We start from the raw sequence: 13997 nt of genomic DNA on the forward strand, positions 1-13997 counted from the left end.
AGCAGAGGCCTGACGGCGGCCCAGCAGAGGCCTGACGGCGGCCCAGCGTGCCCGCACCCGTGAGAGATCCGTCGACGTACACGTCGAAACGTCCCAGCAGCTCGATCCTGACGTCGGGCACGAGGCATCGACCTCCCCGGCGGGCTACCCGCCGCTGAGGGAATTATCGTCCGACCGGCCCATCACCGATAGAGCGCGCCCGTCATCCGCTGCGCCGTGCATCATTCCCGAATCCTTCCCCGCACGGGGAAGGGCGCGGGAATGGGCCGCTCGTACGGTCATCCACATGTTCATCGCAGAGATCACCTTGGGGCTTCTGGCCCTCGCCGCGATCGCCGCCACCGTGCGAGCGCTCGTCACCGACGGACACCGTCGGGTTCCCACGGACCACCTGCAGATGCCGTGACGAACGTCGTCACGCGTCATCCGTCTCCCGGCGGCCGACCGCACCACCTCACACCAAGCACCACCCACGAAACACCACACGCAAGGAGCAACACCATGAACCCCAGCACCACCCTCACCGAGCAGCCCGAACTGCGCAACGGCGTCGACACCAAGACGCTCTTCGCGACGCTCGACGTCGTGAAGTCCGACCCCGAGATCGCCGAGTTCCAGTTCCGCGCTGAGAACACGTGGATCAACGGGACGCACAACCGCACCGTCATCCACCGCTTCTTCGGCGCGAAGCAGGAGCTCGAGCACCGCCAGCCGACGGTGATCGAGGCGGACCACCCGACCGTGCTCGTGGGAGCCGACCATGCGCCGACGCCCGTGGAGTACCTGCTGCACGCCATCTCGGCCTGCATCACCTCGGGCCTCGCCAACATCGCGGCCGCCCGCGGCGTGAACCTCACCGAGGTCTCGTCGACGGTCGAGGGCGACATCAACGTGCTCGGCATCCTCGGGCTCGACCCCGAGGTGCGCAACGGCTACACGGCCATCCGCCTGAGCTTCACCCTGAAGGGCGACGAGCCCGAGAAGCTGCGCGCGGTGCTCGAGCAGTCCGTGCGCCGCTCGGCCGTCTACGACGTGCTCACCAACGGCGTGCCGATCAGCATCGACGTCGTCACCGGCTGAGCCGCGATCCCGGCGCGCGGCCCCACGAGGGCCCGCSCCATCCACTCCCCACTCACCCACCACGCAGGGGTGCCGGCTCCGATCGCCGGCACCCCTCGAGGAGCATCGCCATGAGTAACATCGACACCGTCGTCGTCGGCGCGGGCCAGGCCGGCCTCGCTGCCAGTCACGAGCTCACGCGCCTCGGCCACGAGCACGTCGTGCTCGACCGCCATGCAGTCGGCGACCGCTGGATGGGCCGCCGCTGGGACAGCCAAACCCTGCTCACTCCGAACTGGATGACGCGGTTGCCCGGCCATGCATACGATGGCCAGGATCCCGACCGGTTCATGTCCACCGCCGACTTCGCCGCGCTGCTGCGGGCGTACGCCCGGGGCTTCTCCGCGCCCGTCGAGGGCGGGGTGGGCGTCGACCGGGTGCAGCCGCGTGGAGGCCGACTCATCGTCTACACGCCTTCGGGCGCCTGGAGCGCGAGGAACGTCATCGTCGCCACCGGCTGGTGCGACATTCCCGGCGTTCCGGGCGCGGCAGCCGGACTGCATCCGTCGATCCACTCCCTCGTCTCCGACGAGTACCGCAACCCGGACTCGCTTCCGGAGGGCGGCGTGCTCGTGGTGGGCGCGTCGGCGACCGGCGCCCAGCTCGCCGATGAACTCCGCCGCGACGGCCGCCGCGTCGTCCTCGCCGTCGGCAGCCACGTGCGCCTGCCACGGCGCTACCGGGGCGCGGACATCATGGAGTGGCTCGACCGCACGGGCTCGCTCGACCGGCGCATCGACGACATGCCCGACCCGGCCGCGGCCGTGCGAGAGCCGGCAGCCCAGCTCGTCGGGAGCCGCGGCGAGCCACGCACGATCGACCTTCCCTCGCTCGCGAGCCGCGGCGTGGAACTCGTCGGCCGCTTCACCGGCAACGACGGACGCACCGCGCACTTCGACACTGCGCTCGCCGCGCGGGTGTCGCTCGCCGACCGTGTCATGCACCGCGTGCTCGATCGACTCGACGGCTTCATCGAGCGCTCCGGGATGCCGGCGGGCGCGACGCGACGCCCCGTCGAGTTCACCCCGCCAGACGCGCCCACGTCGCTCGATCTCATCGGCGGCGGCATCCGCACCGTCATCTGGGCGACGGGCTACCGCCGCGACTACAGCTGGCTGCCCGCGGGGCTGCTCGACGCGCACGGCGAATTGCGCCACCACCACGGCGTCACCGACATTCCGGGGCTCACGGCGCTCGGGCTTCGCTTCCAGCGCACCCGCCGCTCGAACTTCATCGACGGGGTGGGGGCGGATGCCGCGATCGTCGCCGATCGCGCGCACGCGCACGTCTCCGCGCCCGTCGCCGCTTGATCGCGGGGCTGGTCACCCCTCGACGACCGCGAGCGTCTGCCGCGCGATCTCGAGCTCCTCGTTCGTGGGGACGACGAGCACCACGACCCGAGAGGCATCCGTCGAGATGCGCCTTGCACTGCTCCCCCGCTCGCGGTTGCGGGCCGGGTCGAGCTCCACGCCGAAGCCCTCGAGCCCCGCCAGCGACCACTCGCGCACGATCGGCGCGTTCTCGCCGACGCCCGCAGTGAACACGATCGCGTCGACCCGGCCGAGCTGGGCCGCGTAGGCGCCGACATACGAGCGGATGCGATGCGTGTAGACCTCGAGCGCAAGGGTCGCCGCCTCGTCGCCGGCCTCGCTCGCGGCGACCAGGTCGCGCATGTCGGTGTGCCCGCCGAGCCCGAGGATGCCGCTCCGGGAGTTGAGCAGCCTGTCGGTGGCATCCGTGTCGAGGCCGGCGACGCGCTGCAGGTGCAGCAGCACCGCGGGATCGATGTCGCCGGAGCGCGTGCCCATCACGAGCCCCTCGAGCGGCGTCATGCCCATGCTCGTCTCCACCGAACGCCCGCCCGACACGGCGCACGCGGAGGCGCCGTTGCCGAGGTGCAGCACGATCATGCGGAGGTCCTCGACGGGGCGCTCGAGGAACTCGGCCGCCGCGCGCGACACGAAGCGGTGCGAGGTGCCGTGGAAGCCGTAGCGCCGCACTCGGTGCTTCGCGGCGAGCTCGCGGTCGATCGCGTACGTGTACGCGGCCGGCGCCAGCGTCTGGTGGAACGCCGTGTCGAACACCGCGACGTGCGGCACGTCGGGGAACGCGCGCTCGGCGGCGACGATGCCCGCGAGGTTCGCCGGGTTGTGCAGCGGCGCGAGCACCTCGAGCTCCTCGATGTCGTGCTTCACGCGATCGGTGACGACGGTCGGCTCGAAGAACCGGGCGCCGCCCTGCACCACGCGGTGGCCCACGGCGACCGGCGGATGCGCCTCGAGCGACGGCCCGTGCTCATCGAACGCGGCCAGCATGCGCGCGAACGCCGCGTCGTGGTCGGGGATCGCCGCGTCGACGGTGAAGGACTCCTCGCGCGCGTCGGACGACGGATGCCGCACGGCGTGCGTCGCGCGCCCCTCGGCCTGCCCGATCCGCTCGATGAGCCCGCTCGCGAGCGCCTCGCCCGCCTCCACGTCGATGAGCTGGTACTTGAGGGATGAGGAACCGGAGTTGACGACGAGGACGACGCTCACGAGGCATCCGCCGCCTGGATCGCCGTGATGGCCACGGTGTTCACGATGTCCTGCACGAGCGCTCCCCGCGAGAGGTCGTTGATGGGCTTGTTGAGGCCCTGCAGCACTGGACCGATCGCCACGGCCCCAGACGAGCGTTGCACCGCCTTGTACGTGTTGTTGCCCGTGTTGAGGTCGGGGAAGATGAACACCGTGGCCCGGCCGGCGACATCCGACTCGGGCAGCTTCGTGCGCGCGACCGCCGCGTCGGCGGCCGCGTCATACTGGATCGGCCCCTCGACAGCCAGCTCGGGCGCCCGCTCGCGCACGAGCTCGGTGGCGCGCCGCACCTTGTCGACGTCGGCACCCGAGCCCGACTCGCCCGTCGAGTACGAGAGCATCGCGACGCGTGGCTCGATGCCGAACTGCGCGGCCGTGGCGGCCGACGAGATGGCGATGTCGGCGAGCTGCTCGGCCGTCGGCACGGGCACGATCGCGCAGTCGCCGTAGACCAGCACCCGGTCGGCGAGGGCCATCAGGAAGACGCTCGAGACGACCTCGACGCCGGGCCTGGTCTTGATGATCTCGAACGCCGGCCGGATGGTGTGCGCGGTCGTGTGCACCGCCCCCGAGACCATGCCGTCGGCGAGGCCGAGCGCGACCATCATGGTGCCGAAGTACGAGACGTCCTGCACCGTGTCGCGCGCCTGCTCGAGGGTGATGCCCTTGTGGGCGCGACGGCGCTGGTACTCGTCGGCGAACCGGTACACGAGCACGTGGTCGTGGTTTGAGAGCACGGTGGCCCGCGAGATGTCGAGCCCGAGCCCGATCGCGCGGGAACGGATCTCGATCTCCTCGCCGAGGATCGTGAGGTCGGCGACGTCCCGCGCGAGCAGCGTCGCGGCGGCACGCAGGATGCGGTCGTCGTAGCCCTCGGGCAGGACGATGTGCTTGCGCTCACTGCGGGCGCGCTCGAGCAGCCCGTACTCGAACATGAGCGGCGTCACGACCTCGGGCGAGGCGACGTCGAGCAGGTCGAGCAGCGCGTGCCCGTCGACATGCTTCTCGAACAGCGAGAGGGCGGTGTCGCGCTTGCGCTGCGACTCGGCAGCGAGCCGGCCGCGGGTCTGCGTGATGGCGAGCGCGGTGTCGTAGGTGCCGAGCGCCGTGCGGATGATCGGCAGCCCTGCCTCCATGCCCTCGATCAGCCGCTCGATCTGCTCCGAGAGCGGGAAGCCGCCGTTCAGCACGATGCCCGAGATCGACGGGAACGTCGCGGAGGCGTGCGCGGTGAGCACCCCGAGCAGCACCTCGCTGCGATCGCCGGGCACCACGACGACCGAGCCCTCGATGAGTCGGGTGAGCACGTTCTCCATCGACATCGCCGCGACCACGACGCCGAGCGCCTCGCGGTTCAGCAGGTCGGGGTCGCCCGCGTACAGCTCGCCGTCGACGGCGTGCATGATCGTGCGCATCGACGGCGCCACGAGGAACGGGTCCTCGGGAATGGCCCACACGACGACGGATGCCTCGGCGAGCGTCTGAGCGCCCGTGACGGCGTCGACCTCCCACCGTGCGGCGGCGCCAACCCGCTCCACGATCTCGGCGAGCCGCCCGGGGTCGGCGCGGTTCACGACGATCCCGAGGAGGGTCGCGTGCTCGCGCGCGAGCTCCTCGATGGCGAGCTCGGTGAGCTGGGCGAGCTCGTCGGCCGTGCGGGCGTCCGCATGGCCGAGGCGCTCTGAGCGTCCGCGGCCCAGACCGACCCGGCCGCCGAGCACGAGCAGCACTGCGGCGCCGAGGTTCGCGGCGATGCGTGCGTTGTACGCGAGCTCGGTGGGGCTGCCGACATCCGTGAAGTCCGAGCCGAGGATGACGATCGCGTCGCACCGATCCTCGACCGCCTTGAAACGGCGCACGATCGTCGCGAGCGCTTGGTCGGGGTCGGCGTGCACCTCGTCGTACGAGACGCCGATGGCCTCGTCGTACTCGAGGGGCACGGAGCCCTCGTGGGCGAGCAGCAGCTCGAGCACGTAGTCGCGTTCCGCGGTGGAGCGGGAGATCGGCCGGAACACCCCCACGCGGGTCGCGCGCCGGGTCAGGGTGTCGAGCATGCCGAGTGCGACGGTGGACTTGCCCGTGTTCCCCTCGGCAGAGCAGATGTAGATGCGGTGCGCCACGGGCTCCAGCCTATTGGGCCGCCGTTCATCGCGTCCGTCCGGCTCGGGTAGACTGTCTCAGGCTCCTCACGTGGCGCCATCCAGGCCAACTCCCCCAGGGCGGAAACGCAGCAAGGGTAACCGGGCTCTGGCGGGTGCGTGAGGGGTCCCAGGAGGATTCGCCTAGTGGCCTATGGCGCACGCTTGGAAAGCGTGTTGGGTGAAAGCCCTCGGGGGTTCGAATCCCCCATCCTCCGCCAGTACGTTTGTTCCCCTGATCACAACTTCTAGCCTCGGATTTGCTGGATGAGCGTTGCCCTGCAACGTTTCGAGCACCCAGGTCAATCGTTAGGGTCGACGTCATGATCGACTCCGATTGGTCACTTGGCGCCCAGGTTCACCTGAAGGAAGATCCCGTTGCATCATGGTCGCTGGAGACGCTGCGCTCTCTGAGCTCAGAGGAGTATGAGGCCTTCGCCAATGCCGGCGCACTCGCGGCAGCGTTCGATGGCAGCCGCATCACTCTGGGTATCACGACGTCGCTCAATGCCCTCTCCGACGCGCTTCGCGAACAACGCTCGCAAGTGTCCGTTGGGCGAGTCGGTTCAGCCGTGACTGCATGGCTCGCGGAATTCAGAGCCATGCGTTCGAAGGTCGAGAGTGCGGTAGCTCTCGTCGAGCGCACTGGTCAGGGCTCCCGCACATATGCGCGGTTTGACGCGCTCTATCGGGAAGACCGCGACTACCGCCTCGCATGGGAACTCCGAAACCTTGATCAGCATCAAGGAGGCGCGAGTCACTATTTGACGTACACCGTCTCACGGGACGCACAGGAATGGACCTGGGATCTCGATCGCCTCTTCGATGCACACGAGCGGGATCCCGCGTGGCGGGCGTGCAGGGACCTATGGGATGGATTTCCGTCCGCCGGCGTGATGGACACTTCACGGCGCGCCTTCCACGCATGCACAATGACGTTCGCTCACGTTGTGCACGAGCACGAGTCAGCAATTGAAGCGGCAGTCGATCGACTAGGAAGCCTATTCGCCGAACCGCTCGCGGAGTACGGCTCGTGCGCCCCTGTCGTATTCAGAGCGCTACCGTCGACCGACAACACGTCGCTACGTATCCAGCTGTCCCAGATATCCCCGACGACTCTGGGAGGACTGGTGCTCACCGTCAAGGCAGCGCGCGAATTGCGCGGGCTGTGACTAGGGGTGACATCCACACAGCCGGACGGAATGCACGCCGCGCCCGACGTACTCGGCTGGAGCCCCTGCTCGGCCAGTCACTAGAAGGCGGCTGCAATCCCCGCCATGCTGTCAACGTTGTGTCTTCCTCGGATTTGGATGTGCCCGCCAATCAAGGTGTCGTAGAGCCGCGTTTCGACCCCCTCGGTGCACCTCACCCCCGACCTCTACGCCGCGGCATCCGCCCGTGTCCTCATTAATGAGGAATGGCGCGCAGGCGCGCGTCCGCGCATGATGTGAGAGATGTCATCGGCACCGGTGGAAACAAGGAGTGGGGACGCAGGGGGCTCCTCCACCGGGTCGAGGGCAATCAGGGGCGACGGCCTCAGGGTGTTCACCCTGAGGCCGCGTCGCACCCTCGCGCGGAGCATCGGACTGCCGACGTTTGCGCTCGTGCTGCCGCTGCTCGCGGCCGAGCTGTGGCTGCTCGACCCGGGCGGGGCGTGGCCCGTCGTCGCATGGACGGGCGCGATCACGGCCGCGCTCATCGTCGCGGCGTGGGTCGCCTACCAGCGCACGCAGGCGTCGCTGAGCGTGTACGGCATCGTGGAGCGGGGATTCTTCGGCGGCACCTACACGATCGCGGCACGGGACATCGCCGGCGTGCTGCGCATACAGCTCTATCGCGCGAACAGCCTCGACACCACGCAGGAGCTCTTCGTCGTGAGCCGCACCGGACGCGGCGTGTTCCGCATGCGCGGCCGATTCTGGAATACGGCCACGATGGACCGGGTGGCGGGCATACTGCGTGCCGAGGAGACGGTGCGGCCCGAGCCCGTGACGCTCGCGGAGCTGCGCCAGACGGATCCCGAGCTCCTCTACTGGTTCGAACGGCGCTCGCTCAGCCGCTGAGGGCGACGCTCGCGGGACCCACCGCGCTTGCGGCGCCGCCGGCTGGTGCGATCGCGGGTCAGCTCGTCGCGATGCCGAGCAGTGGAGCATTCGGCCGGCTCGACGGCAACTCGTGGAAGCCGAGCCGGTCGTAGAAGGCCCGTGCCCCCGTGTTCGCCGCGTCCACGCCGAGGTGCACCGCGGCGACCCCGCGCTCGGCGAGCGCGGCTCGCAACGTGTCGATGAGGCGACGTCCGAAGCCCTGACCCTGCAGGTCCGGCAGCAGGTCGATGTGCAGGTGGGCGGGATATGCGTCGACTTCGGCGATGAGCATCCGTTCGGGGTCGGTACCGGCGCCCAGCAACTGCTCCTCGGTGTACTCGGGATTCCGTCCGGTCGGTGGGCCCGGGGCCGGATGCCGCTCGCGGAAGCCGGGGGTCCACTCGCGCTTCCACCACTCGACGAACGCACGCGTGTCGGCCACGCCGATCACGTAGCCGAGCGCTCGAGCGCCTCGGCCGTCGTCGACGACGAATGCGAGGTCCGGTGCGTACTCCACGTACGGCAGCGCGAACACGTCGGGCATGAGCGAATCGTCGGAGTACACGCCGGTCGCATCGCCGCCGCCGGCGGCGGTGCGCAGGCAGATCTCGTACACGTCGTCGCGGTCGCTCGGCCGATACGGCCGGATGAACGGATGCCCCGGCGCCGCGTTGCCGGTCGGCGCGGCCGCCGCGGCATCCGGGTGCTCGGCGCTCACCTGCGCCGCCGCGTGCCGAAGATCCCCTCGACGACGCTCGTCAGCACGTCGCGGGTGGCCTTCGAGCCGAGCACCTGCTCGAGCACCGACCCGCCGCTCGACGAGCGCGACCGCGACGATGACGAGCGCGACGTGCTCGACGTGCGCTTCATGAGCCGGTCGTACTCGGCCTGCGCAGCCTTCTGCTCCTTCGCGCGCTGCTTCTCGATCGCCGCCTGCTGCTTGGCGAACTCGGCGTCGGCCCTGGCGTTCGCCTCCGCGTCCTCGGCGGCCATCGCGGAGGCCGCTGCGGCGTTCATCTTCGCGGTGAGGAGTTCGTGCGCCGACTCGCGGTCGATCGCCGTTCCGTACTTCGCCTGCAGCGGCGATGCCGCCACGGCGGCGTCGATCGCGGCATCCGCGCTCGGCGACATGGACGCCTGCGGCGCACGCAGCCGGGTCCAGGCGACGGGGCTGGGTGCGCCCTTCTCGTTCATGACGGTGACGATCGCCTCGCCCGTGCCGAGGATGGTGAGCGTCTCCTCGAGGTCGTAGCCCGACGTGGGGTAGGTCGACACCGTCGCCCGAAGCGCCTTCGCGTCGTCGGGGGTGAACGCGCGCAGCTGGTGCTGCACGCGCGAACCGAGCTGCGCGAGCACGTCGGCCGGCACGTCCTTCGGCGTCTGCGTGACGAAGAAGATTCCGATGCCCTTCGACCGGATGAGCCGCACCGTCTGCACGACCTGCTGCAGGAAGTCCTTCGACGCGTCGTTGAAGAGCAGGTGCGCCTCGTCGAAGAAGAACACCAGCTTGGGCTTGTCGACGTCGCCCACCTCGGGGAGGTCGTTGAACAGGTCGGCGAGCAGCCACATGAGGAACGTCGAGTACAGCGCGGGCCGGTCGGCGACACCCGGCACCTCGAGCAGGCTCACGATGCCACGACCGTCGGAAGCCACGCGCAGGAACTCGGCGGTGTCGATTTCGGGCTCGCCGAAGAACACGTCGGCGCCCGCCTCGGCGAACGCGACGAGCTCGCGCAGGATGACGCCGACGGTCGCCTTCGAGAGGCCACCGAGCCCCTCGAGCTCGGCCTTGCCGTCGTCGCTCACGAGGTACTGCAGCACGGCGCGCAGGTCGGCGAGGTCGACGAGTGCCATGCCGGCGTTCTCCGCGAAGTGGAACACGAGTCCGAGGCTCGACTCCTGCGTGTCGTTGAGGCCCAGCACCTTCGAGAGGAGCAGCGGACCGAACCCGGCGACCGTGGCCCTGATCGGCACGCCCTTGCCGATGCCGCCGAGGGAGAAGAACTCGACCGGGAAGGATGCTGCGCTCCACGCCTGCCCGATGCCGTCGGTGCGCTTCAGCAGCTTCTCGTTGCCCTCGCCCGGCGTCGCGATGCCCGAGAGGTCGCCCTTGATATCGGCGGCGAACACTGCGACGCCGTTCGCCGCGAGCTGCTCGGCGAGCACCTGGAGCGTGCGCGTCTTGCCGGTCCCGGTGGCACCGGCGACGAGCCCGTGCCGGTTCGTCATCGCGAGCGGGATGCGCACCGGCACGTCGGGCATCGGATCGCCGTTCACGAGCGCGCCCATCTCGAGGGCGGCGCCGTCGAACGCGTAGCCGTCGCGGATCGCGGCGACCTGGTCGACGTCGAGCGGGCCGGCGGGTGCCTCCGCGGGTCGAGGAGCCGCCGGAGGCGGCGTCTCGAGACCCGCGTGCGCGAGGGTCGGGCTTCGAGACGCGTCCGGCTGCGCCGGCCGCTCCTCGACCCGCGAGGCGGCGGCCGAGGCATCCGCTGCCTGCTGCGCGTCGAGGGCGGCCTGCGCGAGCGCCGCGGCCTCCTCTGCCTTGCGGATGGCCTCCTGCGCCTGCACCTGCAGCGCCGTTGCTGCCTCGGCCGCAGCGGCGGCGGCCTCCTGAGCTTGCTTCACCGCGTCGTCGGCCATGAGCACGATCCTAGCGACGGGGCCGCCGCCCCTCGCGTGTCGCGGAGGGGCGTGCGGACGCCGATCGGCTACGGCTTGATCCGGACCGTCGGCCGGAATTTCGGCTCGGGTGGCGGCACTCCGAGCCGTCGCAGGCGAATGGCCGAGTTCAGGTAGAGGAAGGCGATCAAGCCGTACTCGACGAGGACGGCGATCCCGAGGATGTCGCCGTCCGCACCCGTCGGCCCCACGGGCCACGCACCGATCGCGAGGAGGACAAGCCTGGTCGCCGAACCGACCGAGAGCACCAGGAAGAGGATGCCGAGCCTCCAGCTCAGCTTCGGGCGCGCGGTCATCCGCCACCACGTCCGCGCCGGCTCGATCGGCTCGCCCCGGCCGCGGAAGACGCGTGCGCCGAGCAGGATCGCCACCAGATCGACGCAGAACGAGACAAGTGCGATGGTGGCCTCCGCTGTCCCCAGCGCGCGCAGCATCGTCGCGATGGCGAGCCCGACCAGGTAGGCGCCGACGACGTACGCGAGCTTCAGCTCCCAACGGACGATCCGGATGTCGAGAATGCGACGCATCCCTGTCCTTTCGCTCGTGCACGGTGGCACCACGCTATCCCGCGACCCGGCTGCGGGCCGGTATCGATCCGATCACGCCGGATGCCTGCATTCTGAACTTGAGAGATATTCTGATATATTAGAATACCGATCGACGAGAGGTCGGTCATCCGAGAGAAGAGGAACTGCAATGAACATCCGCACCGGACGTTGGATCATCGGCGGGCTCGCGGGCGCGGTCGCCGGACTCGTCGTGGCGAGCCCCGCGCTCGCCGCCCCGTCGAACACCATCGCGACCTTCACGAGGGACGCCTCCAGCTACACCTCGCCCACGGCTGTGTCGACCGCCATCGACGACTTCGAGGCCGGCGACCAGATCGAGGCCATCTGCTTCGTCAACGCCGTCTACGACGGTGGCTCCGACGTGTGGCTCCGGATCGCGAACGCGAACGGTGGGGGCTGGGTGTCGCGTGCGGTCCTCGATGTGGCTCCACTCGCCCCCTGCTGATCGACGCAGCTCCGCCGTCGCGGTCGAGAAGGCCTCCGGATCAAGTGGTGCCCGACACCACGGATCGGAGGCCTTCCACCTTTCCTGGATTCCGGTATATTACAGTTCATGGAACCAGGATCGCGGTCAGGGCTCGGCAGCACGATGTCCGTGAGCGCGTCACGCCTCACGGTCGGCGACTCCGTCTACCAGGAGCTGCTCAACGCCATCTACGACGGCCGACTCGAGCCTGGCCAACGGCTCAACGACATCGCCCTGGCGGAGGATCTGGGCATCTCGCGTACCCCGGTCCGCGAGGCGATCCAGAAGCTGCGCGCGATCGGGGTGGTGGAGTCCGAGCCGAACCGGTTCACGCGGGTGGCCGTCGTGTCGCCCGAGCAGGTGCGCCAGCACCTGATCGTGTGGGTCGCCCTGATGCACGCGCTGATCGACGAGGTCGCCGAGACGGTGCCGAAGAGCGTGCTCCGCAAGATGGAGACCCAGCACCGGCGTTTCCTTCGCGACCTCGACGAGCTCATGGGAATGGGTTCGGGCGATGAGAGGCTCGCCGAGCGCATCGCGTTGTCGCGTGAGATCGCCACCGCGACCTTCGACTTCTTCACGTCCCTCGCCGGGCTGAGTGCGAACCCAGCGCTTCGCGGAGCACTGGAGACCGCGCAGCACGTCGTTCGGCTCGGGAGCCTCTCGCTCCCCGACTGGGTGGACGTCGGTGGGCTCGGCCGGGTGCAGGCCGGCCTGCTCGAGGCGTTGAAGGCCGGGGACCCCGAGGCGTCGCACGCCGCGATCGCGATGTTGCGCGAACTTGCGGTCCCGGTCGCGACCGCGGCTCGGGATCGCTGACTCGCGGGTCGTGATCGCGGCATCCGCTCGGCTCAGGCACTGACCGGGATGGCCTCCCCTGTCTCGACCCACGACTTCAGGCTCGACAGCACCATCGGCCAGGTCTCGGCCGTCTCGGCCTGGGACGGATGCCCCTCGCTCCACCCGTCGTTCGTGAACGTCAGCTTGGTGAGCCCTGCGCCCGCCTGCTCGAGGCGCCAGGTCATGCGGCTCATGAGCTCGGCGTGGTTCTCGCGATAGACCGGTCCGGGATGCTCGGTGAGCTGGAGCACGGCGCCCGGCTCGGCCTGCAGCACGTCGCCGTAGACGTGCACGGTCTCGTCGCCTGCCTCACCCGGCCCGATGTACTCGTAGTGGCCGCCCGGCACGAGGTCGCCGCGCAGCACCGAGCCGAACATCACGGCGCGGTTCCCCTCGTCGCCCGTGATCGCGTCCCACACCGTCATCGGGTCGGCCGCGATGTAGACGGTCATCTCGAAGTCCTGCACGATTCCTCCTTCATTGGATACCTCCGACCTCCATCGGATGCCTCCGACGCTACGCACGCGGCATCCGCCGATCTTGTCGAAACGCGACATCGGTGGTGCCCGGAATACTGGGGCCATGCGAGCCGGTGACGACTACTGGCGCTCCCGCGCGGGCGCCGCCGCGGTGAAGGGCGTGCTCGCCCCGTCGCCCGGCGAGCCCGGCGTCGCCCCGCTGCCGTCGCATGCCGACGCGCAGGTCGACGCCCAGAGCCCGGTGCGGCTCGCGCGTCACGCAGTGAGCGACGACGTCGCCGACCTCGTGCGGCACGTGTGGGTGCCGCGCTGGCGCCTGCCGCCGGGCCTCGTCGTCGAGCAGGGCGTGCTCGAGTACCCGTCGGCGAACCTCGTGATCGAGGCGGATGCCGCGGCGCTGTACGGCCCAGAGCTCGGCCGCGGCCACCAGCGCCTCGAGGGCGAGGGCTGGGCGTTCGGCGCGCTCCTGCAACCCGGCGTCGCGCGCCTGCTCGTCGACGGGCCGATGCGGGCGCTCATCGGCGGGTCGGTGCCGCTCGGGCGGCTCCGGGTCACGGATGCCGCGGGCCTCGCGCGCGACGTGCGCACGGCCGTCGCGGCGGGCGACGACGCGGCGGGGCTCGACCGCTTCGAGTCGTGGCTCCTTTCCCAGCGCCTCGTGGTCGACGACGAAGCCCGCCTCGTGCGACACGTGGTCGAGCTCGCCGAGGAGGACCGCTCCATCCTCCGCGCCGAGGATCTCGCCCGCGCGAGCGGCCTCGGCCTGCGCACCCTGCAACGGCTCGTGCGCGAGCAGCTGGGACTCACCCCGAAGTGGCTCATACGCCGATACCGCATGCAGGAGGCCGCCGCCGCCCTCGCGAGCCCGACCTCTCCGTCGCTGGCAGACCTCGCCGCGGAGCTCGGATTCGCCGACCAGGCGCACCTGACCCGCGAGTTCCGGGCGGTGATCGGCGAGACGCCCCGGCGCTATGCGCTGGCGGCCGGGGCGGCCGCGGCATCCGTCAACGGATCGAGTGCGTCGACCCGGCGATGAGCGCCACGCCC

At 70.1% G+C, this 13997-nt stretch carries 13 protein-coding genes, 1 tRNA gene and 1 other RNA gene; 9 read left to right on the forward strand and 6 right to left on the reverse strand.

Annotated features, from left to right (window positions below):
• Positions 1-501: 501 nt before the first annotated feature.
• Positions 502-1080: an OsmC family protein gene (locus tag ASG80_RS07885; protein WP_056729636.1), complete on the forward strand. Its 579-nt coding sequence runs from the start codon at positions 502-504 to the stop codon at positions 1078-1080.
• 110 nt (positions 1081-1190) lie between these two features.
• Positions 1191-2429, forward strand: a complete 1239-nt coding sequence (locus tag ASG80_RS07890) for an NAD(P)-binding domain-containing protein (protein ID WP_056729637.1) — start codon at positions 1191-1193, stop codon at positions 2427-2429.
• A 12-nt stretch (positions 2430-2441) separates the two neighbouring features.
• Here the strand turns inward: ASG80_RS07890 and ASG80_RS07895 are convergent, their stop codons facing one another.
• Positions 2442-3653, reverse strand: coding sequence for an acetate/propionate family kinase (locus ASG80_RS07895; protein WP_056729638.1), 1212 nt, complete (start codon positions 3651-3653; stop codon positions 2442-2444).
• Positions 3650-5812 carry a phosphate acetyltransferase gene (gene pta, locus ASG80_RS07900; RefSeq protein WP_056729639.1) on the reverse strand — a complete coding sequence of 721 codons (2163 nt, stop codon included), beginning with the start codon at positions 5810-5812 and terminating at the stop codon, positions 3650-3652. Before pta ends, ASG80_RS07895 begins: the two co-directional genes overlap by 4 nt.
• Positions 5813-5869: 57 nt before the next feature.
• Between pta and ffs the strand changes: the two genes are divergently transcribed.
• The 4 genes from ffs to ASG80_RS07910 all read left to right on the forward strand — a co-directional run bounded on the left by ffs (position 5870) and on the right by ASG80_RS07910 (position 7893).
• Positions 5870-5966, forward strand: an RNA gene (ffs, locus tag ASG80_RS22855) — signal recognition particle sRNA small type.
• Positions 5964-6051, forward strand: a tRNA-Ser gene (locus ASG80_RS07905). Before ffs ends, ASG80_RS07905 begins: the two co-directional genes overlap by 3 nt.
• Before the next feature lie 102 nt (positions 6052-6153).
• Positions 6154-7002 carry a hypothetical protein gene (locus ASG80_RS23480; protein ID WP_156401719.1) on the forward strand — a complete coding sequence of 283 codons (849 nt, stop codon included), beginning with the start codon at positions 6154-6156 and terminating at the stop codon, positions 7000-7002.
• 369 nt (positions 7003-7371) lie between these two features.
• Positions 7372-7893 carry a hypothetical protein gene (locus tag ASG80_RS07910; RefSeq protein WP_056729640.1) on the forward strand — a complete coding sequence of 174 codons (522 nt, stop codon included), beginning with the start codon at positions 7372-7374 and terminating at the stop codon, positions 7891-7893.
• 58 nt (positions 7894-7951) lie between these two features.
• On the opposite strand, the gene ASG80_RS07915 is transcribed toward ASG80_RS07910, so the two are convergent.
• The 3 genes from ASG80_RS07915 to ASG80_RS07925 all read right to left on the reverse strand — a co-directional run bounded on the left by ASG80_RS07915 (position 7952) and on the right by ASG80_RS07925 (position 11123).
• Positions 7952-8632: an N-acetyltransferase gene (locus ASG80_RS07915; protein ID WP_056729641.1), complete on the reverse strand. Its 681-nt coding sequence runs from the start codon at positions 8630-8632 to the stop codon at positions 7952-7954.
• On the reverse strand, positions 8629-10557 hold the full coding sequence (locus ASG80_RS07920; RefSeq protein WP_056729642.1) for a helicase HerA-like domain-containing protein: 1929 nt from the start codon (positions 10555-10557) through the stop codon (positions 8629-8631). The genes ASG80_RS07915 and ASG80_RS07920 overlap by 4 nt, the downstream gene beginning before the upstream one ends.
• Positions 10558-10625: 68 nt before the next feature.
• Positions 10626-11123, reverse strand: a complete 498-nt coding sequence (locus tag ASG80_RS07925; RefSeq protein ID WP_056729643.1) for a hypothetical protein — start codon at positions 11121-11123, stop codon at positions 10626-10628.
• A 169-nt stretch (positions 11124-11292) separates the two neighbouring features.
• On the opposite strand from ASG80_RS07925, the gene ASG80_RS07930 reads away from it, so the two are divergent.
• Complete coding sequence (locus ASG80_RS07930) at positions 11293-11610, forward strand: hypothetical protein (RefSeq protein ID WP_056729644.1); 318 nt, start codon at positions 11293-11295, stop codon at positions 11608-11610.
• A gap of 150 nt (positions 11611-11760) precedes the next feature.
• Positions 11761-12450 carry a GntR family transcriptional regulator gene (locus tag ASG80_RS07935; RefSeq protein ID WP_235508237.1) on the forward strand — a complete coding sequence of 230 codons (690 nt, stop codon included), beginning with the start codon at positions 11761-11763 and terminating at the stop codon, positions 12448-12450.
• Between the two features lie 32 nt (positions 12451-12482).
• On the opposite strand, the gene ASG80_RS07940 is transcribed toward ASG80_RS07935, so the two are convergent.
• Positions 12483-12938, reverse strand: a complete 456-nt coding sequence (locus tag ASG80_RS07940; protein WP_200952526.1) for an SRPBCC domain-containing protein — start codon at positions 12936-12938, stop codon at positions 12483-12485.
• Positions 12939-13053: 115 nt separating this feature from the next.
• Between ASG80_RS07940 and ASG80_RS07945 the strand changes: the two genes are divergently transcribed.
• A complete protein-coding gene (locus ASG80_RS07945) occupies positions 13054-13986 on the forward strand; it encodes a helix-turn-helix domain-containing protein (RefSeq protein ID WP_082589935.1) in 933 nt (310 codons plus the stop codon).
• Positions 13987-13997: the final 11 nt, after the last annotated feature.

This window comes from Agromyces sp. Soil535 (assembly GCF_001428255.1).
In the GTDB taxonomy this organism is placed as follows: domain Bacteria; phylum Actinomycetota; class Actinomycetes; order Actinomycetales; family Microbacteriaceae; genus Agromyces.

Coding starts and splice junctions, on each gene's coding strand:
- ASG80_RS07885 (WP_056729636.1), top strand. CDS start 502: ATGAACCCCAGCACCACCCTCACCGAGCAGCCCGAACTGCGCAACGGC.
- ASG80_RS07890 (WP_056729637.1), top strand. CDS start 1,191: ATGAGTAACATCGACACCGTCGTCGTCGGCGCGGGCCAGGCCGGCCTC.
- ASG80_RS23480 (WP_156401719.1), top strand. CDS start 6,154: ATGATCGACTCCGATTGGTCACTTGGCGCCCAGGTTCACCTGAAGGAA.
- ASG80_RS07920 (WP_056729642.1), bottom strand. CDS start 10,557: ATGGCCGACGACGCGGTGAAGCAAGCTCAGGAGGCCGCCGCCGCTGCG.
- ASG80_RS07925 (WP_056729643.1), bottom strand. CDS start 11,123: ATGCGTCGCATTCTCGACATCCGGATCGTCCGTTGGGAGCTGAAGCTC.
- ASG80_RS07930 (WP_056729644.1), top strand. CDS start 11,293: ATGAACATCCGCACCGGACGTTGGATCATCGGCGGGCTCGCGGGCGCG.
- ASG80_RS07945 (WP_082589935.1), top strand. CDS start 13,054: ATGCGAGCCGGTGACGACTACTGGCGCTCCCGCGCGGGCGCCGCCGCG.